We start from the raw sequence: 23,238 nt of genomic DNA on the forward strand, positions 1-23,238 counted from the left end.
TCCCTAAGGGTCGCGGGCCGCGCTGTCAGCCCAGCAGGCGCGCCTGGATGCGGTCGCGGGCCGGGCCATCCACGCCCAGGCCGTTCTCCAGATAGCCGTCCACCGAGCCGTAGCTCTCGGTCATCACCTCGAACGCGGCCTCGAGGTAGGCGGGATGCACCGAGACCGCCATGCGCACCGCGTCTTCAGTCACCGGCCGGCCCAGGTGCTGGCTGAAATAGGGCTCCAGCGCATCCATCTTCCGCCGGATCCGCGCCTCGTCGTTGGTCAAGAGATAGTCGGCCATGGCGTCGTCGGGGTGCACGCCGGCGATATGGTGCGTCAGGGCGCAGATCATGCCGGTGCGGTCCTTGCCGGCGGCGCAGTGCACCAGCACCGGCCCCTGCGCCTCCGCCAGCGCCCGAAAATAGTCGCCGAACAGCGCGATGTGCCGCGGCTCGAGCGGCCCGTGGCGATAGAACTGCCGGGTGTCCTCGAAGAACCAGCTGGCGGAGAGGTCGCAGGTCTTCAGCTTGACCAGCCAGTCAGGATGTTCGGAGACCAGGTCGTTCTCGATCACCCGCCCCTCGAACCCCGGCCAGCGGCGCGACGGTTCGCGCTGGCGCTCATGCGGCTGGCGCAGGTCGACGACCACCGACACCCTAAGCTCGCGCAGGCGCTGCAGGTCCTGCTCGGTCGCCGCATGATGGGCGCCGGAGCGGTAGAGCCGGCCGTGCGGCACGCCGCGGCCGCAGGCGGTGGCGTAGCCTCCGAAATCCCGGAAGTTCTCGATGCCTTCGAAATCGATGTGCCGGCTCATCGGAACGGCGGCTCGTCGAAGCTGCGGAGCTTGCGCGAGTGGAGGCGCGAACCGCCTTCGCGCAACAGGTCCATGGTGGCGATGCCGATCTGCAGGTGCTGGCCGATGGCGCGGTCGTAGAAGGCGTTGGCCTGGCCCGGCAGCTTGATCTCCCCGTGCAGCGGCTTGTCGGAGACGCAGAGCAGGGTCCCGTACGGCACCCGGAAGCGGTAGCCCTGGGCCGCGATGGTGGCGCTTTCCATGTCGATGGCCACGGCCCGGCTCTGGTTGAACCGCTGGGCCGAGGAGGAATAGCGCAGCTCCCAATTGCGGTCGTCGGTGGTGACCACCGTGCCGGTCCGCAGGCGCCGTTTCAAAACCTCGCCCTCCTCGCCGGTGACGATCTCGGCGGCGCGGTTCATGGCCACCTGGATCTCGGCGATCGGCGGGATCGGGATCTCCGGCGGCAAGACCCTGTCCAGCACATTGTCGTCGCGCAGGTAGGCGTGGGCCAGCACATAGTCGCCGATGGTCTGGGAGCCGCGCAGGCCCCCGCAGTGGCCGATCATCAGCCAGGCCTGGGGCCTGAGCACCGCCAGGTGGTCGCAGACCGTCTTGGCGTTGGAGGGGCCGACCCCGATGTTGACCAGGGTGATCCCCCGACGGCCCTCGGCCATCAGGTGGTAGGCCGGCATCTGGTGCTTGCGCCAGGTTCCCGCCGCCACCGCGGCTTCGGGATTGGGCGTCTCGGCCGTCACATAGACCTGCCCCGCCGCCGACAGCGCCGTATAGGGCCCGCCGGCCTTCAGCTGCTCGCAGCCCCAGCGGACGAATTCGTCGACGTAGCGGTGGTAGTTGGTGAACAGGATGTACTGCTGCACGTGCTCGGCGGGCGTCCCGGTGTAGTGAGCGAGCCGGGCCAGCGAGAAGTCGGTGCGCAGGCCGTCGAACAGGGCCAGCGGCCGCGGCTGGTCGTCGGGCGCCATCCACGAGCCGTCGGCGATCTCGTCGCCGATATGCGCCAGCTCCGTCGTCGGGAAGTGGCGGGCGATCTCCATGGACGACCGGTCGGCGAGCTCCACCGCCGCCGCCCCGTCCAGCACATAGGGGAAGGGGATCTCCTGCCGAGAGCGGCCGACCTCGATCTCCACCTGGAAGTCCTGCTGGATCAGCGAGAGCTGCTCGGTCAGGTAGTCGCGAAACAGGTCCGGCCGGGTGACGGTCACCGAATAGCGTCCGGGCAGGCCGATGCGCGCGAACGCGCGGCCGATCCGCGGATAGGCCTGGCCCTCGGGCCAGTGCAACCGGAGTTCGGGATAGGTGAAGGCCCGGTCTGCGCGGAGCCTGGGGTCCGGCGGGCTTCCCCCCGCCAGGAAGTCTCGAAGGGCGTTACGGAGCGCATCGACGCTGCTCCGGTACTCTTCTTCTAGCCGATCAACGATGCCGGCTGCTTTCTGCTCATTCATCGGGCGCCTTATAGCCACGCTGGGGCCGTTTGGCGAGCCGGCGGAATGGACGCCGCCGCCCATCCCGGTCACAAAAGGCCGGAACTCCTGGGGGCGCCATCCGCATGAATCGCTTGTTCACCACCTTCATCGTCGCGGCCATGGTGCTGGGGGTGGCGGTCGGCTGGGGCCTCAACCAATACGCCTCGCCCGACCAGGCCAAGGCGGTCGCCGAGAACCTGTCGATCGTCACCGACGTCTTCCTGCGGCTGATCAAGATGATCATCGCGCCGCTGGTGTTCTCCACCCTGGTGGCCGGCATCGCCCACATGGAGGACGCCGGCGCCATCGGCCGGGTGGGCGTCAAGACCATGGGCTGGTTCATCTCCGCCTCGGTGGTCTCGCTGACCATCGGCCTGATCATGGTCCACCTGCTGCAACCTGGGTCGGGCCTGGCGCTGCACGCCCCGGACGCCGCCAAGGTCGCGGGCGCAGTCGACGTGACCAAGTTCACCCTGAAGGCCTTTGTCACCCACATGGTGCCGGCCTCCATCGTCCAGGCCATGGCCGACAACGAGATCCTGCAGATCGTGGTGTTCTCGGTCTTCGTCGGCACCGCCGTGGCGGCCATCGACGACCGCGCGCCGGCCGTCCTGGCGCTGGTCGAGCAGGTGGCGGCCATCATGCTGAAGGTCACCGGCTATGTGATGCGCACCGCCCCCCTGGCGATCTTCGCCGCGCTCGCCTCCACCGTGGCGACGCAAGGGCTGTCGATCCTGGCCACCTACGCCAAGTTCGTCGGCGGCTTCTACCTGTCGCTGGGCCTGCTCTGGGCGCTGCTGATCGCCGTGGTCGTGCTGATCGTGGGGCCCCGCGCGCTCAGGCTCATGGGCGCGATCCGCGGCCCGGCCCTGCTGGCCTTCTCCACCGCCTCCTCGGAGGCCGCCTATCCGCGCACCCTGGAGGAGCTGCAGAAGTGGGGCATTTCCCGCAAGGTGGCGAGCTTCGTCCTGCCGCTCGGCTACTCGTTCAATCTGGACGGGTCGATGATGTACTGCACCTTCGCGACCCTGTTCATCGCCCAGGTCTATGGCATCCCGCTCTCGATCGGCCAGCAGGTCACCATGCTGCTGCTCCTGATGGTGACGTCGAAGGGCATGGCCGGCGTGCCGCGCGCTTCGCTGGTGGTGATCGCCGCGACGCTGAGCTTCTTCCGCCTGCCGGAGGCCGGTCTGCTGCTGATCCTGGCCGTCGACCACCTGCTCGACATGGGCCGCTCGGCCACCAATGTGGTCGGCAACTCGGTCGCCGCCGCCGTGGTCGCCAAGTGGGAAAACCAGATCGAGGTCCCGGAAGCCGCGGGCGCGACTCCTCTCCCTGCCTGACGGCGAGAGGAAACGGCGCATTAGCCATATCGTTTAACGGCCCATTCGCCTCGTTGCGGCATGGGTGAGGGTCCCATCCTCCCGTCGAGGCTGAGCGCCCCCGTGTCCGACACCGATGACCGTCTCGAAAGGCTTGGCCGCCGCGTGGCCGAGCTGGAGGCCGAGCGCGAGCTGACGCTGCGCCTGGCGCAGACGGATTCGCTCACCGGCCTGGTCAATCGCGGGGCCTTCACCGCGGCCCTGTGTGAGCGGCTGGAGGCGGCGCGGCGCGACGGCCGCCAGGTCGCCCTGTTCGTCATCGACCTCGACCGCTTCAAGCATCTCAACGACACGCTCGGCCACCACGCCGGCGACCTGCTGCTGGCCGAGGTCGGCGAGCGGCTGCGCGCCGACGCCGCCCCGGGCGAGCTCACCGCGCGGCTGGGCGGCGACGAATTCGCCCTGATCTCCGACGATCCCGACGTCCCCGCCCGCGCCAAGCGGCTGCTCGCCAAGCTGTCCCAGCCGCAGACCATCTACGGCCGCGTGGTCTCGCCAGGCGCCTCCATGGGCGTGGCGGTGTTCCCCACCGACGCGGCCGACGCCTCGGACCTGCAGCGCTTCGCCGACATGGCGCTCTATCGGGTCAAGACCCGCGGCGGCCGGCGGTGGAGCGCCTTCGACGCCGAGCTGCGCGCCGAGAACACGCGACGCCAGACCCTGGAGGCGGAACTGCGCCGCGCCATCCCCGGCGGCGAGATCGAGCCCTGGTTCCAGCCGGTGATCGATTCCAACTCCGGCCGCATCGTCGCCGTCGAGGTGCTGGCCCGCTGGAACCACCCCGAGCAGGGCCTGCTGCTGCCAGGCGCCTTCGTGCCCATCGCCGAGGAGCTGGGCCTGATCGGCCAGATCGACGAGGCCGTCTTCGAGATCGCCTGCGCGCGCGCCGCGCCCTGGGTGGCGGAGGGGCTCATCGAGAGCATCTCCTGCAACGTTTCGCCCCGCGACCTCCTGGACCCCGCCTTCTCGCGCAAGCTGATCGGGCGGCTGTCGCGCACCACCCTGCCCGCCACCGCGCTCACGGTCGAAGTCACCGAGACCTTCCTGCTGCAGGACTTCGCGCTGGCGCGCCGCCACATCGAGCGGCTGGCCGCCAAGGGCGTGCGCATCGCGCTCGACGACTTCGGCACCGGCTATTCCAACATCCGCGCCCTGATGAGCCTGCCGATCCAGACGGTGAAGCTCGACCGCAGCCTGATCGAGGCGGTGGGCAAGGACGCCCGCGTCTCCAAGCTGGTCTCGGCCATGCTGCACGCCGCCCGCGCCCTCGACGTCCGCATCGTCGCCGAAGGGGTCGAGGAGGAGGGCCAGGCGCTGTTCCTGCGCGCCGCCGGCTGCGAGCGCATGCAGGGCTACCTCTTCGCCCGCCCCATGCCCGCCGAGACCGTCGAGGCCCACCTGCGCGGCAGCCCGCTCATCGACCTCGCCATGCCCTCCACGGCGGCGCTCGCCCGCCGGCGCCGGGCCTAGGTCACCGATCGGGGCGCGGCGTTGGCCGCCGCCAGTTCACGCAGGCGCGAAAACAGCCGCCGCAGCTCGGCCTGGTTCTCCGCCACAGCGCGGACGATCTCCGTCTGGCGGGCCGGCGGGGCGGCCACCAGCCAGCCGCCCCGGACGCGCCGCGCAAAGCCGGCCGCCGCCAGCACGGGCAGGCGGCGGCGCACCGTTTCGCCCGCCATGCCAAGCCGCCGCGCCAGGTCCGAGCCGCTGCAGGGGCTGCGCCGGGCCAGCAGGCCGCGAGGATGGACGCCGGGCGCCACGCCCAACTGACGCTCGGTATTGGCCGCCACCAGGCCCAGCAGGATGAAACCGTCCACCACGTCGCCCACCAGCTCCACCAGCCGCTCGCAGGTCCGCAGCATGTAGTGGGCGAGCGCGGTGTTGGCGGCCCGCACCGGCGCCGCCGCGAGGTCCGGGGTCGCGGGCTCCGGCGGCGGCAGGAACCCCGCCGCCATCAGCGCCGTGTGCAGTTGCACGATCCGCTGCATCCGGGCGGCCTGGATGGCGGCGTGCCGCGCCCCAACGATCGCCGCGCGCGGAATATAGGCGCCGGCCGGCGTCATCACGCAGAGGTCGCCGTCGATCAACTGGTGCACGCGGCGGCGCACGGTTTCGTAGGGCAGGCGCAGGGACTCGGCGACGGCGTGGATGCTGATCGGCCGGCGCGCCGAGTCCGGCAGGGCGTCGCCGGAATTTCCGTAGCGCCGCTGCAACTCGGGGTCGTGGCGCAGGCCCGCCAGGTTCGCCTGGACGATGGCGGCCGACACCAGCGGCTCCAGGAAGTCGCCGCCCGCGCGGCTGATGTTCGCCTGGTCGACGATGAAGGCCACGGAGAGCAGTGTCGCGCGCCGGTCCGGCGCGTGTCGCAGATCATCTGGCTTGGCGCCATCGGGCAGAGCGGCCATGAGCTTGAGTGTGCGATATCCGGGGCGGTTTGCAATCACGCCCTCACGGTCACGGAGGCCCCATGCGCCTGTTGATGAATCTGCTCTGGTTCGTGTTCGGCGGCTGGATCTCCGGCACACTGTGGCTGTTCGCCGGCCTGCTCCTGGCCGTCACCGTCGTCGGCCTGCCCTGGACGCCGGCGGCGTTCCGGATGGCGGGCTTTAGTTATTGGCCGTTCGGCAAGGTCGTGGTCGACCGCGACATCGGCGCGTCGAGCCTCGTGCTCAACATCCTGTGGCTGATCCTCGCCGGCTGGTGGCTCGCCTTGCACCACCTGGCGCTGGCCATGGCGCTGGCCGTGACCATCATCGGCATCCCCTTCGCCTGGCAGCACGTGAAACTCGCCGTCCTGTCGCTCACCCCGGTCGGCAAGGCGGTGGTGGAGGCCTGAGGCTAGCGCGGCGCCCGGCAACGGCGCCATAAGCGGCCATGGCTGCGACCGACTTCCCCACCGCCCCGAACCCCGCCGCTCTGGAGCACGGCAAGACCCTGGCTCCGCGCTTCGACGCCAACGGCCTGATCGCGGCGGTGGCCACCCACGCGGACTCAGGCGAGGTGCTGATGCTGGCCTGGATGAACGCCGAGGCGCTGACCAAGACCCTGGAGACCGGCGAGGCCTGGTACTTCAGCCGCTCCCGCGACGAGCTCTGGCACAAGGGCGCGACCTCCGGCCAGGTGCAGGTGGTGGCCGAGGCGCGGATCGACTGCGATCAGGACGCCATCTGGCTGAAGGTCTGGCCGCAGGGCGACGGCGGGGCCTGCCACACCGGGGCGCGCTCCTGCTTCTACCGGGCCATCGAGAACGGCAAGCTGGTGGCGGCGCCGTGACCGTCACCGCCGCCCTCATCGCCTTCGGCCTCGCCGCGGGGCTCCTGACCATCACGCCGGGCCTCGACACGGCGCTGGTCCTGCGCACGGCCGCGGTCGACGGCGCGCGGCGCGCGGCGCTGGCCGCCGCCGGCATCTGCCTGGGCACTGTCGTGTGGGGCGCGGCCGTGGCCTTCGGCCTGGGCGCCCTTCTGGCCGCCTCCAGCCTCGCCTTCGAGGTGCTGAAGTGGGCCGGCGCCGCCTATCTGGTCGGGCTCGGCGTCAAGCTGATCGCGCGGCCGCGGGAGCGGTTCGATGTCGGCGCCGCCTCGGGGCCCGAACTCAGCGGCGCGGCCTGGTTGCGGCGGGGCCTCCTCACCAACCTGCTCAATCCGAAGGTGGGCGTGTTCTATGTCTCCTTCCTGCCGCAGTTCCTGCCGGCCGGCGTCCCGGCGGCGCCCTTCCTCTTCATGCTGGCCTGCCTGCACGCCCTTATGGGCGTCGTCTGGTTCGCGCTCCTGATCGGCGCCACGCGGCCGATCGCCGGCGCCTTGCGAAAAACCAGTGTTGTGCGGTGGCTCGATCGGCTGACCGGCGGCGTTTTCCTAGGCTTCGGCGTGCGCCTCGCCTTCGAGCGGCGCTGACCATCCATCCCACCAGGAGCCAAGGCCCTCGATGTCCAGTGAAGTCCTCCACGTCGCCCGCGACAAGCTGAGCCGCAAGACGCTCGACATGCACTACGCCATCACCTCGCTGATGGAGGAGTTCGAGGCCGTCGACTGGTACCGCCAGCGGGCCGACGACACGGAGGACCCGGAGCTCAAGAAGATCCTGCTGCACAACGCCCGCGAAGAGCTGGAACATGCCTCGATGGTGCTGGAGTGGATGCGCCGCAACGACGGCGAGCTGAACGCCCAGCTCAAGGAATATCTGTTCACCGAGGAGTCGATCACCGGCCGCGAGGAAGACGCCAGCGAAAAGCATGGGCTCTGACCCCGACGCCCCACCGGACGACGAGGCCCTCGCCGAGAGCCCGGGCGAGGTCACCCTGGTGACCGTGGCGGCGGAGATCGCGGGCCGGCGGATCGACAAGACGCTGGCCGCCCTCCTGCCGGAGCTGTCGCGCGCCCGCCTGCAGGCCCTGATCGCCCAGGGCCACGTCAGCCGCGATGGGGTCGCGCTCTCCGACCCCTCGGCCAAGGCCCAGGCCGGCGACTACGCCGTTCTCGTGCCGCCGCCGGAGCCGGCCGAGCCGGCGGCGGAGGCCATCGCGCTCACCGTGCTGTTCGAGGATCCCTTTCTGATCGTCATCGACAAGCCGGCCGGCATGGCAGTGCATCCGGCGCCCGGCTCGACGCACGGCACCCTGGTCAATGCGCTGCTGGCCCATTGCGGCGCCAGCCTGTCGGGCATCGGCGGCGTCGCCCGGCCCGGCATCGTCCACCGCATCGACAAGGAGACCTCCGGCGTCATCGTCGCGGCCAAGACCGACGCCGCCCACCAGGGCCTCTCGGCCCTGTTCGCCGCCCACGATATCGAGCGGGTCTACGTGGCCCTGACCCGTGGGAGCCCGCGAGCCCGGCGCGGGACCATCGAGGGCGCCATCGCCCGCTCCCCCCACGACCGCAAGAAGATGGCCCTGGTGAAGTCGGGCGGCCGCCCGGCCGTCACCCACTATCGGGTCGATCAGGTGTTCGGGCCGGAGGCGAAGCCGCTCGCCGCGCGCCTCGCCTGCCGGCTGGAGACCGGCCGCACCCACCAGATCCGCGTGCACCTCGCCTCCCAGGGCTGTCCGTGTCTCGGCGACCCCCTCTACGGCTCCGGCCCGCCGGCCGAGCCGGTGCGCCGGGCGATCGCTGAGGCCGGCCTGGCCCGCCAGGCGCTGCACGCAGCCGTCCTGGGCTTTGTCCACCCGATCACCGGCGAGGCCCTGCGCTTCGAAAGCCCGCCGCCCGCCGACATGGCGCAGTTGCAGGGATTGCTCGCCGCGCTCTGATCGCGCCATCCTCCCGGTGGGGGGAACGGGCATGCAGACTCACGACACGCCGGAAAAGTCCTACGACCTCGAGCGGCTGATTTTCTTCTCGGATGGCGTGTTCGCCATCGCCATCACCCTGTTGGTGATCGAACTCAGGCCGCCGCAACGCTGGGACCGGACGCTGGCGGGCCTGTGGGGCGCCGAGTGGCGGTCGCTGCTCGCCTATGCGGTCAGCTTCCTGGCCGTGGGCGCCTACTGGAACGCGCACCGCAGGCTGTTCGCCCGGGTCGTTCGCTTCCACCCCGGCCTGATCTTCCTCAACCTCGTGCTGTTGAGCCTCGTGGTGCTCATGCCGTTCGCCGCCGAGCTGATCTTCGACTCAGGCCCGCGCGGCGAGCCCTTCGCCGCCTATCTCGGGCTGATCGCGGCCATCGGCGCGGCCCAGGCCCTGCTCTGGACCTTCGCCGCCTTCGTTTTCAAGGTGACGGACCCGGCCATGGCCTCACGGGAGCGCCTCTTCATGACCCTTACCCTGGCGCTGGTGCCCATGGCGCTGGGCGCGGCCTCCGTGGCGGCCTGGTATGGCGCCGACTCCAGCGTCTGGATCTGGTCCCTGCCGTTCATCGTCCTGGCCAACCTCGGCCGACGCCGGATGCTGGCGGCCCGCCGCTAGCCGGCCGCCGCCGCTTCGAGCGTCGCGATGTCGAGCTTCTTCATCGGCATGAACGCCGCCGCCACCTTCGCGCCGGTCCCGGGATTGCTCATCCACTCGCCCATGCGGCGCGGCACGACCTGCCAGGAGACGCCGAAGCGGTCCTTCAGCCAGCCGCACTGGCTCTCCTGGCCGCCGCCGGCCAGCAGGCCGTTCCAGTAGTGGTCCAGCTCGGCCTGGTCTTCGCAGTCGATCTGGAAGGAGACGGCTTCCGTGAACTTGAAGATCGGGCCGCCGTTCAGCCCGACGAATTTCTGGCCGTCCAGCTCGAACTCGATGGTCATGACACTGCCCGCCGGACCCGGCATCCCCTCGCTGTAGCGGGCGGTCTTGCCGATCCTCGAGTTGGGAAACAGCGAGGTGTAGAGCGTCGCGGCCGCCTCCGCCTCGGTGTCGAACCACAGGAACGGGGTGATCTTCGGCATGCGGAAAACTCCTTCGGGTCGCGCGACTATCCCAAGGACGGTCAGCGCGGTCCAATTCCGACAGCGGCTTCGTGAAGCTTTGCTGCGAACCATGTGAGAAAGCCTGCCTTGAAGGCGCCCACTTCGGGGCCTAAAAAACCCGACTAGAGCAGTCGGATTTTCGGGTCGCCTCCCCAGCGATCTACCGCCGCCGCAACCCCGTACCTATCTGAGAGGTTGGAGGGGGCGGATGGTCCTTGCGCGCCGCTGGCTAAGGCGCGGCGATCGACCCGAACGTCCGCCACATATGAGGGGATGATCCATGGCCGCCAATGCGCTCGCCGTCATGTCGCCGGAAGGCGGACTGAGCCGGTACCTGTCTGAAATCCGCAAGTTCCCGATGCTGGCCAAGGACGAGGAGTTCATGCTCGCCAAGGCCTGGCAGGAACACGAAGATCCCGAGGCCGCCCACCGGCTGGTCACCAGCCACCTGCGCCTGGTGGCCAAGATCGCCATGGGCTACCGCGGCTACGGCCTGCCGATCGGGGAGGTGATCTCCGAAGGCAACGTCGGCCTGATGCAGGCGGTGAAGAAGTTCGATCCGGATCGCGGCTTCCGCCTGGCGACCTACGCCATGTGGTGGATCCGCGCCTCGATCCAGGAATACATCCTGCGCTCCTGGTCGCTGGTGAAGATGGGCACCACCGCGGCGCAGAAGAAGCTGTTCTTCAACCTCAGGAAGGCCAAGAGCGAGATCGAGGCCCTGCAGGAAGGCGACATGCGCCCCGAGCAGGTGAGCCAGATCGCCACCAAGCTCGGCGTCCTGGACTCCGAGGTGATCTCCATGAACCGCCGGCTGTCCGGCGGCGACGCCTCGCTGAACGCGCCGCTGCGCGCCGACGGTGAGAGCGAGTGGCAGGACTGGCTGGTCGACGACGTGACGCCCAGCCAGGAGACCGTGGTCGCCGACAGCCAGGAGAAGTCCATCCGCATGGGCCTCCTGGAGGAGGCCATGGCCGAGCTCACCGATCGCGAGCGCCACATCCTCACCGAACGGCGCCTGAAGGACGATCCGACCACGCTGGAGGAGCTGGCCACCGAATACGGCGTCAGCCGCGAGCGCGTGCGCCAGATCGAGGTCCGCGCCTTCGAGAAGCTGCAGAAGGCCATGCGCACCGCCGCCGAAGAACGCAATTTGGTCAGCGCATAGATATCTTTCCCTTCTCCCCTTACGGGAGAAGGTCTCTTACGCCGCGACCGCCCCGCTCTCGTCCTTCGGCAGGTAGGCCAGCAGGGGCGCCGCGCGCCGCTCGAGCTCGGCCACGTCGAAGCCGCCGGCCCGCTCGACCTGGCCGAGGTAGCGGTTGAACTCGATGGCGGCGTTGGTGAGTTTCATGTCGCCCGCCTTGACGCCCGCCTTCTGCAGGTCGAGCCCCTGGGTCTGCAGGGCGCGCAGCGCCTGCACGGGGTCCTTCTGCACCGCCGCGATCGCCGAGCGCACGATCTTCAGCGCCTGGGAGGTGCGCGCCGAATCCGGCGTCACCGGCGCATCCGAGCGGCGCTTCAGCGGGCCGGAATAGTCGCCGGAATTGAACCGCCGCCGGTCGGGCCCGACATAGTCCACCGCTTCGATCCAGTCGCGGGGGCGAAGCGTGATGGCTTCCAGCCGGCGCAGCAGGTCCTTCACCGTGAACGGCCGGCGCAGGAACTCGTGCACGCCGGCGTCGCGCGCGGCCAGGATCGCCGCCGCTGTCGCCTGGCCGGTGACGATGATCACCGGCGCCTGACGGCAGCTGAGCGCGCTGCGCCGCAGCTTGGCCGTGAACTCCACGCCGTCGAGGCGCTCGGCGCTCAGTTCGACGAAGATCAGGTCGGGCTCGACCGTGCCCGCCAGCTTCAGCGCCTTGTCGGTATTGGGCGCCGCCCAGACCTGGCAACGGACGATGCTGCGGATCAGCTCGCCGAGCTGGCGGGCGTTCGCCGTATGCGGATCGGCGATCAGCACCCGCCGCAGCAGGGGGGCCATCCGCTCGATGATCTTGGCGTCGTTGTCGAACACAGGCTCTGCTCCGTAGAGCTTGCCTAGGGCTGCGTCGGTAAAGAACGCATTACGAGAACCCGGGTATCTCTCCCTAATCCTGGAACGGGTCGCGCACCACGATCATGTCCTCGCGCTGCGGGCTGGTGCCCAGCAAGGCGACCGGCGCGCCGATCAGCTCCTCGATGCGGCGCACATATTTCACCGCATTGGCCGGCAGCTCGCGCCAGGAGCGCGCGCCTTGCGTGCTCTGGCTCCAGCCCTCCATCTCCTCATAGACCGGCTCCAGCTGGCCCTGCGCCTTCAGCCCCGCCGGCAGGTGGTCGAGCGGCTGGCCGGCCAGCCGATAACCGGTGCAGATCTTCAGGATCGCAAAGCCGTCCAGCACGTCCAGCTTGGTCAGGGCGACGCCGCTGATGCCGCTCAACGCCACCGACTGGCGCACCAGCACCGCGTCGAACCAGCCGCAACGCCGCGCCCGGCCGGTGACGGTGCCGAATTCCTTCCCGACCTCGCCGATCCGCTGGCCAATCTCGTCGAACAGCTCCGTTGGGAACGGCCCCTCGCCGACCCGGGTGGTGTAGGCCTTGACGATGCCCAGCACATAGCCGGCGCCCTTCGGGCCCAGCCCCGAACCCGCCGCCGCCTGCCCCGCCACAGTGTTCGACGAGGTCACGAACGGATAGGTGCCGTGATCCACGTCCAGCAGCGCCCCCTGCGCCCCTTCGAACAGCACCCGGCGGCCGGCCTTCACCGCCCGGTCCAGCAGCAGCCAGGCGGGCTTGGCGAACGGCAGGATCTTGGGCGCGATCGTCTCCAGCGCCGCCAGCAGCGCCGCGGCGTCCACCTCCGGCAGTCCCAGCCCGCGCCGCAACGGGCCGTGGTGCGCGAGCAGCCGGTCGATCTTGGCCTCCAGCGCCTCGCGGTCCTCCAGGTCGGCCACCCGGATCGCGCGCCGGCCGACCTTGTCCTCATAGGCCGGGCCGATGCCGCGCCCCGTGGTGCCGATCTTCTGGGTCGCGGCGGCCTCGCGCGCCTGGTCGAGGTCCTTGTGCAGCGGCAGGATCAGGCAGGCGTTGTCGGCCAGCACCAGCAGGTCCGGGGTGATCGCGATGCCCTGGCCGCCGATCTTGGCGATCTCTTCCAGGAGATGCCAGGGATCGACCACCACGCCATTGCCGATGACGGAAAGCTTGCCCTGCACCACCCCCGACGGCAGCAGCGAGAGCTTGTAGACCTCATTGCCCACCACCAGCGTGTGGCCCGCGTTGTGGCCACCCTGGAAGCGCACCACCACGTCGGCGCGGTTGGACAGCCAGTCCACCAGCTTGCCCTTGCCCTCGTCACCCCACTGGGCGCCGATCACCGTCACATTGGCCATGGGTACGATCCTGCAACCCGCCGGGTCGGATCCCTCCCGCCCTTCGACAGGTGCTCGGCGGGGGATCGTGATCGATTGTGGGGCGCGGAGCCTACCGGCCCAGCTCTTTCGCCTATCTGGCGCCGAGGGCGTAGATCACCCGCACCCCCGCATCGTCAAGCCCCTGGTTCTTGCCGTGGTGGAAGATCTCGCCGTTGGAGATGTGCACCCAGCTGAGCTCCGCGCTCCAGCGGTCGTTGAAGCGGGCCCCCAGCGCCAGCTCCGGCTCGAACAGGAACCTCGATCCGAAATCGATGCGCGTCTCGAAGAGGTTGAGCCGTCGCTGGATCTCGGCCGGCGCAAGCCCCGGCGCATTGACCGGCGGCAGGTTGGTCTTGCCGTCGGTGTAGGCCAGGCCGATCCCGGGGCGGAGATAGAGGCCGTGGGTCAGGCCGATGGGCCAGGAGAGCCCCGCCGCCACGAAGTCCGAGGTGTGGCTGGTGTTCACGGACACGAAGGCGTGGGCCTGCGGCGCGCCGATCAGGCCCAGCGCCTCGATGCGGTCCGACCGGATGCCGAGCTCGATGTCGGCGCCCTTCTCACGGTCCGCCGAGCCGGTGCCCAAGGCGCCGCCGATGAAGGCCGCGTCGTGGATGAAGGCTCCGGCGAGCAGCTCCGCCGCCGCAGCCGGTCCGGCCGTCGCCAGGGCCGCGCCCACGGCCATCAAGGCCCACTTGCCGAACATGAGTCGCGCTCCCCGATCCCGACGGCAGCTTAGCTGTCCCGGCTGTTAGCGGAAGGCCTCTCGCGCGCGGCGCGGCGGCGCGATATTTAGGCGAACATGACCGACCTGCCGCGCTTCCACCTCGCCTTCCCGGTCCGCGACCTCGCCGAGGCCCGCGCCTTCTACGGAGAGCTGCTGGGCTGCCCGGAGGGGCGCTCGAGCGACGACTGGGTCGACTTCGACTTCCGCGGCCACCAGATCGTCGCCCACCTCTCGCCCGGGGAAGCCGCCTCCCGCGCCACCAGTCCGGTCGATGGCGAGGACGTCCCGGTCCGCCACTTCGGGGTGATCCTGACACTGCCGGAGTGGGAAGCCCTGGCCGAGCGCCTGAAGGCCGCCGGGACCCGGTTCATCATCGCCCCGCAGGTGCGCTTCAAGGGCCAGCCCGGCGAGCAGGCGACCATGTTCTTCCTCGATCCCTCCGGCAACGCCCTGGAGTTCAAGGCTTTCGCCGACGACGCCCAGGTGTTCGCCAGATGAGCGAGACCTTGAACAGGAGCGTCACCTTCGCCGACGTCGAGGCCGCCGCCGAGCGCCTGGCAGGCCACGCCGTGGTCACCCCGCTGATCGAAAGCCCGGCGCTCAACGCGCGGATCGGCGCCCGCGTGCTGATCAAGCCCGAGACCCTGCAGCGGGTCGGCGCCTTCAAGTTCCGCGGCGCCTACAATCGCCTGGTTCAGCTCAGCCCCGACGAGCGCAAGCGCGGCGTCGTCGCCTATTCGTCCGGCAACCACGCCCAGGGCGTGGCGCTCGCCGCCAAGCTGCTGGGCACTCCGGCGCGGATCGTCATGCCGGCCGATGCGCCCGCCATCAAGATGGCCGCCACCAAGGCCTATGGCGCGCAGATCGAGCTGTTCGACCGGCTGACGGAGAGCCGCGAGCAGATCGCCGCCGCCATCTCCGCCGAGACCGGCGCGGTCACCGTCCCGTCCTTCGACGATCCGCATATCATCGCCGGCCAGGGCACGGTGGGCCTGGAGATGGTCCGCCAGGCGCAGGCGCTGGGCGCCGAGTTCGACCAGCTGCTGTCCCCGGTGGGCGGCGGCGGTCTGCTGGGCGGCATCACCCTCGCCGTCCGGGCGCTGTCGCCGCGCACCACGCTGTGGGGCGTCGAACCCACCGACTTCGAGGACCTGCGGCTGTCGCTGGAGGCTGGCCGGCGCACCGCCATCAAGCCTTTCCGCCGCTCGCTCTGCGACGCCCTGGAATCCGCCGTCACTGGCGAACTCACCTTCCCGATCCTGCAGGCGAACCTGGCCGGCGCCCTGGCCATCACCGATCCCGAGGTCGCCGAGGCCATGCGCTACGCCTTCGAGACCCTCAAGCTGGTGGTCGAGCCCGGCGGCGCGGTGGGCCTGGCGGCCCTGCTCACCGGCAAGCTCAAGGTCCAGCCGGGCCAGACCGTCGGCCTCGTCCTCTCCGGCGGCAACGTCGACCCGGAGCTGTTCGCGCAAGTGATCAAGGGCGAAGTCTGATTCCCTCCCTTGATGGGGAGGGAAATCAGAGCCTGTCCTCCGGCGCGGGCGTCACGGGCGCGTTCGGCGGGGTGATCAGCTTCGCCAGCCTCGGCTTCAGCCACTGCTCGAAATCGTCGACGAACTCATAGACCACCGGCACCAGCACCAGCGACAGCATGGTCGAGGTGATCAGGCCGCCGATCACCGCCACCGCCATCGGCTGGCGGAACTCCGAGCCCTTCTCCAGCGCAAAGGCCGTCGGCAGCATGCCGGCCGCCATGGCCATGGTGGTCATGATGATCGGCCGCGCCCGCTCGCGGCAGGCTTCCAGCAGGGCGTCGTGCTGGCTCATGCCCTCGCGCTCGCGCTCGATGGCGTACTCCACCAAGAGGATCGAGTTCTTCGCCGCCAGCCCCATCAGCATCAGGAAGCCGATCAGCGACGGGATCGACAGCGACAGGTTGAAGATCAGCAGGCCGATGAACGCGCCGCCGAACGACAGCGGCAGCGCCGCCAGGATGACGATCGGCTTGAAGAAGCTGCGGAACAGTAGGACCAGCACCGCGAACATCAGGAAGATGGCCGTCCCGAAGGCGACGATGAAGCCGCCGAACAGCTCGGCCATGGCCTGCTGGTTGCCGATCGCCGCGGGATGCACGCCGGGCGGCAGGTGTTTCATGATCGGCAGGTTGTTCACGGCCTTCTGGGCCACGCCCATCTCGACGCCGTTCAGCTCGGCCCGCACTGTCATCTGGCGCTGACGGTTCAGCCGGTCGATGCGCGCCGGGCCGGCCTCGAAGTCGATGTCGGCGACGCTCTCCAGCGTGGTCGCCCCGCCGCTGGCGGTCGGCACGTGCAGCGAGCGCAGACGCTCGATGTCGGCGCGCGCGGTCTCCGGCAGGCGGACGCGGATCGGGATGCGCCGCTCGCCTTCCTCGAACTTCGCCACATTGGCGTCGATGTCGCCGACCGTGGCCACGCGGGCGACCGTGGCGATGGCGTCGGAGGACACCCCCAGCCGCGCCGCCTCGGCCGCCTTCGGGCGGATCACGATTTCGGGTCCCACCGGCGGGCTCGAGGGCCGCGGGTCGGCGAGCTGCGGCAGCTTGCGCATCTCGCGCTCCAGCTCCAGCGAGGCGGCCTGCAGGTTCTGCGGATTGTCGCCGGTGAGGATTTGCTGGTAGCCGGGCGTGCCCTGGAAATCGAGGAACGTCAGCCGCGCGTCGGGAATCTTGCGCAGCTCCTCGCGCAGGCGGGCCCGCAGCTGATCGCCGCTCACCTTGCGGTGCGGGTCCAGGAGGATGGTCGCGGTGCCGTTGCGCAGGTCGCTGCCGCCGCCCCCGCCGCCCGGCCCGAACACCGCCACCGTCGAGCCCACCTGGATGAAGGTCCCCCTGACCTCCGGCTGCTTCTGGAACAGGTCGGTGATCTCCTGGGCCGTCTGGCTCATGTCCTGCACGGTCGCGCCGGGCGGGCCCTGGATGTCGACATAGAGGAAATCCGGGTCGCCGGGCGGCTGGAAGCCCTGCGGCAGCAGCACCACCAGGCCGGAGGTCGAGAAGAACAGCACCGCGCCGGCGATGGCGCAGATGATCCGGTGGGCGAGCGCCCAGTCGAGGACTCGGCGATAGAAGCCGTCGAACGGCTTGCGCGGCTTGGAGTGGGCCTTGGGCAGCAGCAGGTAGGCCGCCATCAGCGGCGTCACCAGGCGGGCGACGGCCAGCGAGAACAGCACCGCCACCGACACCGTCAGGCCGAACTCGCGGAAGAACTGGCCCGGGATGCCCGGCATGAAGCTCACCGGCGTGAACACCACCACGATGGCCATGGTGGTGGCCACCACCGCCAGGCCGATGGCGTCTGCCCCTTCCAGCGCCGCCTGGAACGGCCGCAGTCCCCGCTCCACCCGTTTCTCGATGTTCTCGATCTCGACGATCGCGTCGTCCACGAGGATGCCGATCACCAGCGTCAGCGCCAGCAGCGTCACCATGTTCAGCGAGAAGCCGGCCATCTTCATCACGAAGAAGGTCGGGATCAGCGAGATCGGCATGGCGACCGCTGTGATCAGGGTCGCGCGCCAGTCGCGCAGGAAGAAGAACACCACCAGCGCCGCCAGCAGCATGCCCTCGGTGAGCACGTGGGTGGTGGCCTTGAAGCTGTCGCGGGTGGTGTCGACGGTCGAGGAGATCTTCGAGAAGGTGACGCCCGGATTGTCCTTGTGCAGCTTGGCCAGCGTCGCGGTCACCGCATCGTCGGTGGTGACGTCGGAGGCCTCCTTGGTCTTGGAAACCTGGAAGCCCACCACCGGGCGGCCGTTCAGCCGGGCAAAGCCGCGCGGCTCGCTGGCCCCGTTGCCGATGTCGGCCACGTCGGAGAGCTGCACATAGCGCCCGGCGCCGGTCGGGATGGTCAGCTGGCGCAGGTCGTCCAGCGTCGCGGCGTTGCCCAGCACGCGGAGGTTCTGCTCACGGCCGCCCACCTGGGCGCGTCCGCCGGGCGCGTCGATCTGGAAGCCGCGCAGCGCATTGTTCACCTGGGTCGCGGTGAGCCCCCGCGCCGCCAGCTTGTCGGGATCGACGATGACGTTGATCTCGCGGGCCACGCCGCCGACGCGGTTGACCTGGGCCACGCCCTTGGCCGATTGCAGCTGGCGCGACACCGTGTCGTCGATGAACCACGACAGCTGCTCGTCGCTCATCGCCGGCGCATAGACCGCATAGGTCAGGATCGGGGCGACCTCGTCGACCTCCACCTGCTGGACGATCGGCTCGTCGATGTCGCGCGGCAGCGCGGCGCGCGCCTGGGCGATCTTCGAGCGAACCTCGTCGGTCTTCTTCTGCAGGTTCTCGCCGATCTCGAACTGCATCGAGGTCGTGGAGACCCCCTGCGTCACCACCGACTGCAGGTTCTTCACGCCGGTGACGCCGGAGAGCGCATCCTCCACCGGCCGGGTGACCTGGGTCTCCATGCCGGCCGGCGAGGCGCCGTTCTCGGTCACCGTGACGGCGACCACCGGGAACTGGATGTTCGGGTACTGCTTGATCGCCAGGCTGGAATAGGAAATCAGCCCCGCCAGCACCAGGCCGAGGAACAGCACAGCCACCGGGACGGGGTTGCGGATGCCCCAGGCGGAGATCGCGAAGCTGCGGCGGGCCGGCTCGCTCATGAGTGGGGCGCCGCGTCGATCGGCCTGATCAGGTCGCCTTCCAGCAGCAGGGAGGCCGAGTTGGCCACCACCCGCGTCCCGGCCGGCGGACCCTTGACGATCTGCACCAGGCCCGAGCCGCGGGCCCCGGCCTCGATCAGCACACGGTGCACCCGGTTGTCGGCGCCCACGGTCATCAGGCTGGCCCCGTCGGCGTCATAGCGCACCGCCGATTCCGGGACCGCCAGGGCCGTTCCGGCCGCGTCGCCGAATACCGCCCGGCCGAAGCCGCCGGAGCGCACGGCGTTCGACACCGGCAGCAGCACGCGGGCCTGGCCGAGCTTGGTCTGCGGGTCGATCTGCGGGCTGATCAGGCGCACGTGGCCCTGCACCACCGCTCCGCTCGGCAGGGTGACCGTGGCTGACTGGCCGGGGCGCACGCGGGCCAGGTCTTCCTCGCTCATATTGGCGGCCAGCTCGATCTGGCCGTCGCGGGCCATCCGGAACCAGGGCGTGGCGCCGCCGGCCGAGAGGTCGCCCGGCCGCACGGTCTTCTCGAGAATCAGGCCCGAAACCGGCGCCCGCACCGACATCTTCGAATAGCGGGTCTTCAGGTCGTTCAGCTGGGCGGCCGCGGCGCGCGCCTGGAAGCGGCGCTGCTGGATCTGCTCCTCGGGCAGCACGCCCTCCTTGTCGAGGCCCTTGACCCGGGCGGCCTGGGAGGCGGCCTGCTCGGCGTTGGCCTCGGCCTGGGCGATCTGCGCCTCGATCAGGGTCGGGTCGAGCTGCACCAGCACCTGGCCCTTCTTCACGTACTGGCCGACGTCGGCCAGCACCGCGGCCACGCGATAGCCGGTGACCTCCGGCTGCACGGCGGCCTCCTCCCGCGGGACCAGGTCGCCGGAGGCGGCGAGCGCGCCGACGATGGCGCGCGGCTCGACCTGCGCGACGCTGACCGCGCGGGCCTGCTGGGCCTCGGTCTGCTTGGGCGGCGGCTTGCGGCAGCCGGCGAGCGTCCCCGAAAGCGCCAGGGCGGCGAGGGCGACGAGAGGGATGCGGCGGCTCATGGGGGCGTTCACTTCATTGGGCCTTGATCGGATAGCGCTCGGCCGGCCAGCCGCCGCCCAACGCCTTGAAGGTGGTCACCGCCTGTCGCAAGCCCGCGACCTGGGCGGTGGTGAGCTGGGTGCGGGTGGCCCGCCACGACTGTTCTGCGGACAAGGCGGTCTGCAAATCCGTCAGGCCCAACGAATAGCCCTTGCGCGCCGCCGCATAGCCGCGGGCGGCGCGCGCCTCGCCATCGGTCAGCAAGGCGACGCGGCGGTTGTCGGCGTCCAGCCGCACGAGCGAGCTCTCGGCCTCGCCGAAGGCGGTCTGCACGGCCTTCTCATAGGCGATCACCGCCTGTTCGGTCCGCGCGTTCTGCGCCTTCAGGTCGGACAGCAGCTTGGGGATGGAGAACACCGGCTGGGTGAAGCTGCCGCCGATCGTCCAGCTGTCGGCGGTGGTGCGGAGTCCCGGCTCCACCACCCGCGACCAGCCGAGGCCCGGAGTCAGGTTGAAGAGCGGGAAGAAGGCCAGATCCTGGTACAGCAGCCGCCCCGACGCCGACTGCACCTGCGCCTGCGCCCGGCGCACGTCGGGCCGCCGCTCCAGGAGCTGGCTGGGGATCGTCGCCGGCGCCGGCGGAATGCGTCCGACGTTGGGCGCCACATCGACACTGGTGGTGGGCTCGATCGGCCGGCCGGCCAGGATCAGCAGCGTCCGCCGCTCCGCCTGCAACTCGGCGGTGAGCGATTCCGCCTGGGCGCGCGCCTGGGCCAGGTCGCCGGCCACGCGGTCGGCGTCGGAGGTGGCCGCCAGCCCCGCCTGCCCGCGCTTGCTGGCGATGTCGTAGAGCTCCTGCTCGATCCGCACCGTGGCCTGGGCGTCGGCGAGCTGGATGGCCAGGCCGCGCGCCTGGAAATAGGCGTCGGCCACCTGGGCGGCGAGGCTGGCGCGGGCGCCTTCGTAGTCGAACCGCGCCGCGGCGATGTCACCCCGCGCCGCCCGGCGCACCGCGAAGATGCGGCCGAACAGGTCGAGCTCCCACGAGACGTTCAGGTTCGCCGTGTCCTGCTCGGTCACGCCGCTGGTCGAGAAGCCGGGGAAATTGATCACCGCGCCGGACAGCTGGGTGGTGTGGGTGCGCTTGGCTGAGCCTGAGGCGTCGCCCTGCGGCAGGAACTGGGTGAACCCGCTCTGCGCCGTGGCGCGCGCCTCGGCGAGCCGGGCCGCGGCGCTCCTGGCGTCGGGGTTGGCCGCCAGGGCGGTGTCGATCAACCCGTCCAGCTGGGCGTCGCCGAACACCGTCCACCAGCGGTCGAGCACCGCGGCGTCGGCCGGGATCCCCGTCGTCTTCGGCGCCTCATAGGCGGCCGGTAGCCGCAGGTCCGGCTTGCGCGCCGACGCGCAGGCGGCGAGCGCCAGGCTCGCGATCAGGATGGCCGAGCGGGAGAGACGCATGGTGCTTTGGAACTGGGATCCCCGACTGCCCGATAGTCGCCGCCGGCGCGGGACTCGGATGCATATAGTATCAAAAGACGCCGCCGGCTGGCTCACGCCGACAACGCCTTTGGCCGCACGCGCCTAAGAGCATGCGAACGCCGATCTTCGATTTCGCCGCCGATATAAACCAGCCCGGCCCCACGGCCAGGCGATTTCGCCTCACGGCCGCCGTGAACCGCCGGCCGCGGCAAATCTGGATTTCACTTTCGACGGCCGCGCTCTAGGGTCCGGCGACCCTGAACCCCTGCCCGAGAGTAGAATGCAAAGACCTGTGCTGTTGGCGGCCGCGGCCGTTCTGATGTCCGGCTCCGCCCTCGCCGCACCCGCAACCATCGATCCCGCCCTGATGAGCCGCGACATCAAGGTGCTGTCCTCCGACGCCTTCGAAGGCCGCGGACCCAACACCCGCGCCGAGCCCAAGACGCTGGCCTATATCGAGGCCCAGTTCAAAGCCGCCGGCCTGCAGCCGGGCGGCGACAAGACCGGCGCCGGCCGCGCCTGGACCCAGAACGTGCCGCTGGCCGAGTTCCAGAACACCCGCGATCCGGTCACCACCGTGCGGGCCCGCGGCCAGACCCTGACCTTCAAACAGGGCGAGGAGGTCGCGCTGCGCGCCGCCCAGACCGGCCAGACCCACCTGGCGATCAAGGACGCGCCGGTGGTCTTTATCGGCTACGGCGTCAAGGCGCCGGAGCGCCGTTGGGATGACTTCAAGGGCGTCGATCTGCACGGCAAGATCGCCCTCGTCTTGGTCAACGATCCCGACTTCGAGACCGGGGTCGGCGACTTCGGCGGCAAGGCCATGACCTACTACGGCCGCTGGACCTACAAGTACGAGGAAGCCGCTCGCCAGGGCGCGCTGGGCATGATCGTGATCCACGAGCGGGCGCCGGCCGCCTACGGCTGGAACACCGTCAAGAACTCCAACACCAACGCCATCTTCGACATCATCCGCAAGAACCCGTCCAAGGCCCACAGCCCGCTGGAGGGCTGGATCCAGCGCGATCCGACCGTCGCCCTCTTCAAGTCCGCCGGCCTCGACTTCGAGGCCCTGAAGAAGGAAGCCCAGACCCGGGATTTCAAGCCGGTCACCCTGAAGGGCGTCACCTGGTCCACCGACATGGCCGTCAAGGCCGAGCATGTGGTCAGCCACAATGTCGTGGGCGTCCTGCCCGGCAAGGCGCGGCCGAACGAGCGGATCATCTACACCGCCCACTGGGATCATCTGGGCGTCGGCCTGCCCGATGCGAAGGGCGACCGCATCTACAACGGCGCCGTCGACAACGCCTCCGGGGTCGCCGAGCTGATCGAGCTCGCGAGGCTCTACGGCAAGGCGCCGCGCCCCGATCGCACCGTCATGTTCATGTCGGTCACCGCCGAGGAAAAGGGCCTGCTGGGCTCGGAGTACTACGCCGCGAACCCGCTCTATCCGCTCGCCACCACCGTCGCCGACATCAACATGGACTCCATGAACGTCAACGGCCGCACCCGCGACGTGAGCAGCTCCGGCAATGCCCCGCTCACCCTGCAGGACGACCTGGTGGCGGTGGCCAAGGGCCACGGCATGTCCTTCAGTCCCGACCCCAATCCTGAGGCCGGCTCCTTCTACCGCTCTGACCACTTCTCCTTCGCCAAGCGCGGCGTGCCGGCCATGTCGATCGGCGCGGGCCCCGACCTGGAGAAGGGCGGCGTCGCCGCCGGCCGCGCCGCCAGCGAGGAGTACGTCAAGACCAAGTATCACCAGCCCGCCGACGAGTGGGATCCCAACTGGGATCTCTCCGGCATGGTCCAGGAAACCCAGGTGCTCTACGACCTCGGCCGCCGGCTGGCGACGTCGCGCGAATGGCCGCAGTGGAAGCCGGGCGCGGAGTTCAAGGCGGCCCGCGACAAGACCGCGGCGGCCCGGAAGTAGTC

22 protein-coding genes are annotated in these 23,238 nt (G+C 70.0%); 12 read left to right on the top strand and 10 right to left on the bottom strand.

The genetic code is table 11. From position 1 onward, the window contains the following. Nucleotides 1-25: 25 nt before the first annotated feature. The gene (locus tag VGT80_RS15085) at nucleotides 26-799 is read right to left on the bottom strand and encodes a tyrosine-protein phosphatase (RefSeq protein ID WP_327457205.1); all 774 of its coding nucleotides are present in this window, start codon (nucleotides 797-799) and stop codon (nucleotides 26-28) included. Continuing rightward, nucleotides 796-2,244, bottom strand: coding sequence for an AMP nucleosidase (locus tag VGT80_RS15090; RefSeq protein ID WP_327457206.1), 1,449 nt, complete (start codon nucleotides 2,242-2,244; stop codon nucleotides 796-798). The genes VGT80_RS15085 and VGT80_RS15090 overlap by 4 nt, the downstream gene beginning before the upstream one ends. 104 nt (nucleotides 2,245-2,348) lie before the next feature. Between VGT80_RS15090 and VGT80_RS15095 the strand changes: the two genes are divergently transcribed. Then, a complete protein-coding gene (locus tag VGT80_RS15095) occupies nucleotides 2,349-3,608 on the top strand; it encodes a dicarboxylate/amino acid:cation symporter (protein ID WP_327457208.1) in 1,260 nt (419 codons plus the stop codon). Between the two features lie 102 nt (nucleotides 3,609-3,710). Continuing rightward, nucleotides 3,711-5,117, top strand: coding sequence for a putative bifunctional diguanylate cyclase/phosphodiesterase (locus VGT80_RS15100; protein WP_327457210.1), 1,407 nt, complete (start codon nucleotides 3,711-3,713; stop codon nucleotides 5,115-5,117). Here the strand turns inward: VGT80_RS15100 and VGT80_RS15105 are convergent. Continuing rightward, nucleotides 5,114-6,052: a DeoR family transcriptional regulator gene (locus VGT80_RS15105; protein WP_327457212.1), complete on the bottom strand. Its 939-nt coding sequence runs from the start codon at nucleotides 6,050-6,052 to the stop codon at nucleotides 5,114-5,116. The two genes, VGT80_RS15100 and VGT80_RS15105, sit on opposite strands and share 4 nt — an antisense overlap. Before the next feature lie 62 nt (nucleotides 6,053-6,114). Between VGT80_RS15105 and VGT80_RS15110 the strand changes: the two genes are divergently transcribed. The 6 genes from VGT80_RS15110 to VGT80_RS15135 are packed head-to-tail and all read left to right on the top strand — an operon-like array spanning nucleotide 6,115 to nucleotide 9,550. Continuing rightward, nucleotides 6,115-6,483, top strand: a complete 369-nt coding sequence (locus VGT80_RS15110) for a YccF domain-containing protein (RefSeq protein WP_327457214.1) — start codon at nucleotides 6,115-6,117, stop codon at nucleotides 6,481-6,483. A gap of 38 nt (nucleotides 6,484-6,521) precedes the next feature. Continuing rightward, nucleotides 6,522-6,920 (top strand): phosphoribosyl-AMP cyclohydrolase, encoded by a 399-nt coding sequence (hisI, locus tag VGT80_RS15115; RefSeq protein ID WP_327457216.1) that lies wholly within the window; start codon nucleotides 6,522-6,524, stop codon nucleotides 6,918-6,920. Continuing rightward, nucleotides 6,917-7,543: a LysE family translocator gene (locus VGT80_RS15120; RefSeq protein ID WP_327457217.1), complete on the top strand. Its 627-nt coding sequence runs from the start codon at nucleotides 6,917-6,919 to the stop codon at nucleotides 7,541-7,543. The genes hisI and VGT80_RS15120 overlap by 4 nt, the downstream gene beginning before the upstream one ends. 31 nt (nucleotides 7,544-7,574) lie before the next feature. Next, a complete protein-coding gene (locus tag VGT80_RS15125; protein ID WP_327457218.1) occupies nucleotides 7,575-7,892 on the top strand; it encodes a ferritin family protein in 318 nt (105 codons plus the stop codon). After that, nucleotides 7,882-8,895, top strand: coding sequence for an RluA family pseudouridine synthase (locus tag VGT80_RS15130; RefSeq protein ID WP_327457219.1), 1,014 nt, complete (start codon nucleotides 7,882-7,884; stop codon nucleotides 8,893-8,895). Before VGT80_RS15125 ends, VGT80_RS15130 begins: the two co-directional genes overlap by 11 nt. Nucleotides 8,896-8,926: 31 nt before the next feature. Next, on the top strand, nucleotides 8,927-9,550 hold the full coding sequence (locus VGT80_RS15135; protein ID WP_327457221.1) for a TMEM175 family protein: 624 nt from the start codon (nucleotides 8,927-8,929) through the stop codon (nucleotides 9,548-9,550). Here the strand turns inward: VGT80_RS15135 and VGT80_RS15140 are convergent. Continuing rightward, nucleotides 9,547-10,014, bottom strand: coding sequence for a VOC family protein (locus VGT80_RS15140; protein WP_327457223.1), 468 nt, complete (start codon nucleotides 10,012-10,014; stop codon nucleotides 9,547-9,549). The genes VGT80_RS15135 and VGT80_RS15140 overlap by 4 nt on opposite strands. Before the next feature lie 301 nt (nucleotides 10,015-10,315). Between VGT80_RS15140 and rpoH the strand changes: the two genes are divergently transcribed. Beyond that, nucleotides 10,316-11,203 (top strand): RNA polymerase sigma factor RpoH, encoded by an 888-nt coding sequence (gene rpoH / locus VGT80_RS15145; protein WP_327457224.1) that lies wholly within the window; start codon nucleotides 10,316-10,318, stop codon nucleotides 11,201-11,203. Between the two features lie 36 nt (nucleotides 11,204-11,239). Here the strand turns inward: rpoH and VGT80_RS15150 are convergent, their stop codons facing one another. The 3 genes from VGT80_RS15150 to VGT80_RS15160 all read right to left on the bottom strand — a co-directional run bounded on the left by VGT80_RS15150 (nucleotide 11,240) and on the right by VGT80_RS15160 (nucleotide 14,136). Continuing rightward, a complete protein-coding gene (locus tag VGT80_RS15150; RefSeq protein WP_327457226.1) occupies nucleotides 11,240-12,052 on the bottom strand; it encodes a response regulator in 813 nt (270 codons plus the stop codon). 73 nt (nucleotides 12,053-12,125) lie between these two features. Next, entirely contained in the window at nucleotides 12,126-13,412 is a 1,287-nt protein-coding gene (locus tag VGT80_RS15155) for an adenylosuccinate synthase (protein ID WP_327457228.1), read from the bottom strand. 112 nt (nucleotides 13,413-13,524) lie between these two features. Next, nucleotides 13,525-14,136 carry an acyloxyacyl hydrolase gene (locus VGT80_RS15160; protein ID WP_327457229.1) on the bottom strand — a complete coding sequence of 204 codons (612 nt, stop codon included), beginning with the start codon at nucleotides 14,134-14,136 and terminating at the stop codon, nucleotides 13,525-13,527. A 96-nt stretch (nucleotides 14,137-14,232) separates the two neighbouring features. On the opposite strand from VGT80_RS15160, the gene VGT80_RS15165 reads away from it, so the two are divergent. Beyond that, nucleotides 14,233-14,655 carry a VOC family protein gene (locus VGT80_RS15165; protein WP_327457230.1) on the top strand — a complete coding sequence of 141 codons (423 nt, stop codon included), beginning with the start codon at nucleotides 14,233-14,235 and terminating at the stop codon, nucleotides 14,653-14,655. Then, nucleotides 14,652-15,650: a threonine/serine dehydratase gene (locus VGT80_RS15170; RefSeq protein ID WP_327457231.1), complete on the top strand. Its 999-nt coding sequence runs from the start codon at nucleotides 14,652-14,654 to the stop codon at nucleotides 15,648-15,650. The genes VGT80_RS15165 and VGT80_RS15170 overlap by 4 nt, the downstream gene beginning before the upstream one ends. Before the next feature lie 25 nt (nucleotides 15,651-15,675). On the opposite strand, the gene VGT80_RS15175 is transcribed toward VGT80_RS15170, so the two are convergent. Genes VGT80_RS15175 through VGT80_RS15185 form a run of 3 tightly spaced genes read right to left on the bottom strand, consistent with a single transcriptional unit; the run spans nucleotide 15,676 to nucleotide 21,282 of the window. Further along, the gene (locus tag VGT80_RS15175; protein ID WP_327457232.1) at nucleotides 15,676-18,798 is read right to left on the bottom strand and encodes an efflux RND transporter permease subunit; all 3,123 of its coding nucleotides are present in this window, start codon (nucleotides 18,796-18,798) and stop codon (nucleotides 15,676-15,678) included. Then, complete coding sequence (locus VGT80_RS15180; RefSeq protein ID WP_327457233.1) at nucleotides 18,795-19,844, bottom strand: efflux RND transporter periplasmic adaptor subunit; 1,050 nt, start codon at nucleotides 19,842-19,844, stop codon at nucleotides 18,795-18,797. The genes VGT80_RS15175 and VGT80_RS15180 overlap by 4 nt, the downstream gene beginning before the upstream one ends. 13 nt (nucleotides 19,845-19,857) lie before the next feature. Then, on the bottom strand, nucleotides 19,858-21,282 hold the full coding sequence (locus tag VGT80_RS15185; protein WP_327457235.1) for a TolC family protein: 1,425 nt from the start codon (nucleotides 21,280-21,282) through the stop codon (nucleotides 19,858-19,860). A 340-nt stretch (nucleotides 21,283-21,622) separates the two neighbouring features. Here VGT80_RS15185 and VGT80_RS15190 point away from each other — a divergent pair, with 340 nt between their 5' ends. After that, nucleotides 21,623-23,236 carry a M28 family metallopeptidase gene (locus VGT80_RS15190; RefSeq protein WP_327457237.1) on the top strand — a complete coding sequence of 538 codons (1,614 nt, stop codon included), beginning with the start codon at nucleotides 21,623-21,625 and terminating at the stop codon, nucleotides 23,234-23,236. The last annotated feature ends 2 nt before the right edge of the window (nucleotides 23,237-23,238 follow it).

It is taken from the genome of Phenylobacterium sp., assembly GCF_035944335.1.
Classification (GTDB): Bacteria; Pseudomonadota; Alphaproteobacteria; order Caulobacterales; family Caulobacteraceae; genus Phenylobacterium.

What these genes read in the sequence shown, in the direction of transcription:
- VGT80_RS15095 (WP_327457208.1), top strand. Translation starts at nt 2,349, where the DNA reads ATGAATCGCTTGTTCACCACCTTCATCGTCGCGGCCATGGTGCTGGGG.
- hisI (WP_327457216.1), top strand. Translation starts at nt 6,522, where the DNA reads ATGGCTGCGACCGACTTCCCCACCGCCCCGAACCCCGCCGCTCTGGAG.
- VGT80_RS15135 (WP_327457221.1), top strand. Translation starts at nt 8,927, where the DNA reads ATGCAGACTCACGACACGCCGGAAAAGTCCTACGACCTCGAGCGGCTG.
- VGT80_RS15160 (WP_327457229.1), bottom strand. Translation starts at nt 14,136, where the DNA reads ATGTTCGGCAAGTGGGCCTTGATGGCCGTGGGCGCGGCCCTGGCGACG.
- rpoH (WP_327457224.1), top strand. Translation starts at nt 10,316, where the DNA reads ATGGCCGCCAATGCGCTCGCCGTCATGTCGCCGGAAGGCGGACTGAGC.
- VGT80_RS15180 (WP_327457233.1), bottom strand. Translation starts at nt 19,844, where the DNA reads ATGAGCCGCCGCATCCCTCTCGTCGCCCTCGCCGCCCTGGCGCTTTCG.
- VGT80_RS15170 (WP_327457231.1), top strand. Translation starts at nt 14,652, where the DNA reads ATGAGCGAGACCTTGAACAGGAGCGTCACCTTCGCCGACGTCGAGGCC.
- VGT80_RS15185 (WP_327457235.1), bottom strand. Translation starts at nt 21,282, where the DNA reads ATGCGTCTCTCCCGCTCGGCCATCCTGATCGCGAGCCTGGCGCTCGCC.
- VGT80_RS15140 (WP_327457223.1), bottom strand. Translation starts at nt 10,014, where the DNA reads ATGCCGAAGATCACCCCGTTCCTGTGGTTCGACACCGAGGCGGAGGCG.
- VGT80_RS15085 (WP_327457205.1), bottom strand. Translation starts at nt 799, where the DNA reads ATGAGCCGGCACATCGATTTCGAAGGCATCGAGAACTTCCGGGATTTC.
- VGT80_RS15125 (WP_327457218.1), top strand. Translation starts at nt 7,575, where the DNA reads ATGTCCAGTGAAGTCCTCCACGTCGCCCGCGACAAGCTGAGCCGCAAG.
- VGT80_RS15165 (WP_327457230.1), top strand. Translation starts at nt 14,233, where the DNA reads ATGACCGACCTGCCGCGCTTCCACCTCGCCTTCCCGGTCCGCGACCTC.
- VGT80_RS15130 (WP_327457219.1), top strand. Translation starts at nt 7,882, where the DNA reads ATGGGCTCTGACCCCGACGCCCCACCGGACGACGAGGCCCTCGCCGAG.
- VGT80_RS15090 (WP_327457206.1), bottom strand. Translation starts at nt 2,244, where the DNA reads ATGAATGAGCAGAAAGCAGCCGGCATCGTTGATCGGCTAGAAGAAGAG.
- VGT80_RS15175 (WP_327457232.1), bottom strand. Translation starts at nt 18,798, where the DNA reads ATGAGCGAGCCGGCCCGCCGCAGCTTCGCGATCTCCGCCTGGGGCATC.
- VGT80_RS15190 (WP_327457237.1), top strand. Translation starts at nt 21,623, where the DNA reads ATGTCCGGCTCCGCCCTCGCCGCACCCGCAACCATCGATCCCGCCCTG.
- VGT80_RS15155 (WP_327457228.1), bottom strand. Translation starts at nt 13,412, where the DNA reads ATGGCCAATGTGACGGTGATCGGCGCCCAGTGGGGTGACGAGGGCAAG.
- VGT80_RS15110 (WP_327457214.1), top strand. Translation starts at nt 6,115, where the DNA reads ATGCGCCTGTTGATGAATCTGCTCTGGTTCGTGTTCGGCGGCTGGATC.
- VGT80_RS15105 (WP_327457212.1), bottom strand. Translation starts at nt 6,052, where the DNA reads ATGGCCGCTCTGCCCGATGGCGCCAAGCCAGATGATCTGCGACACGCG.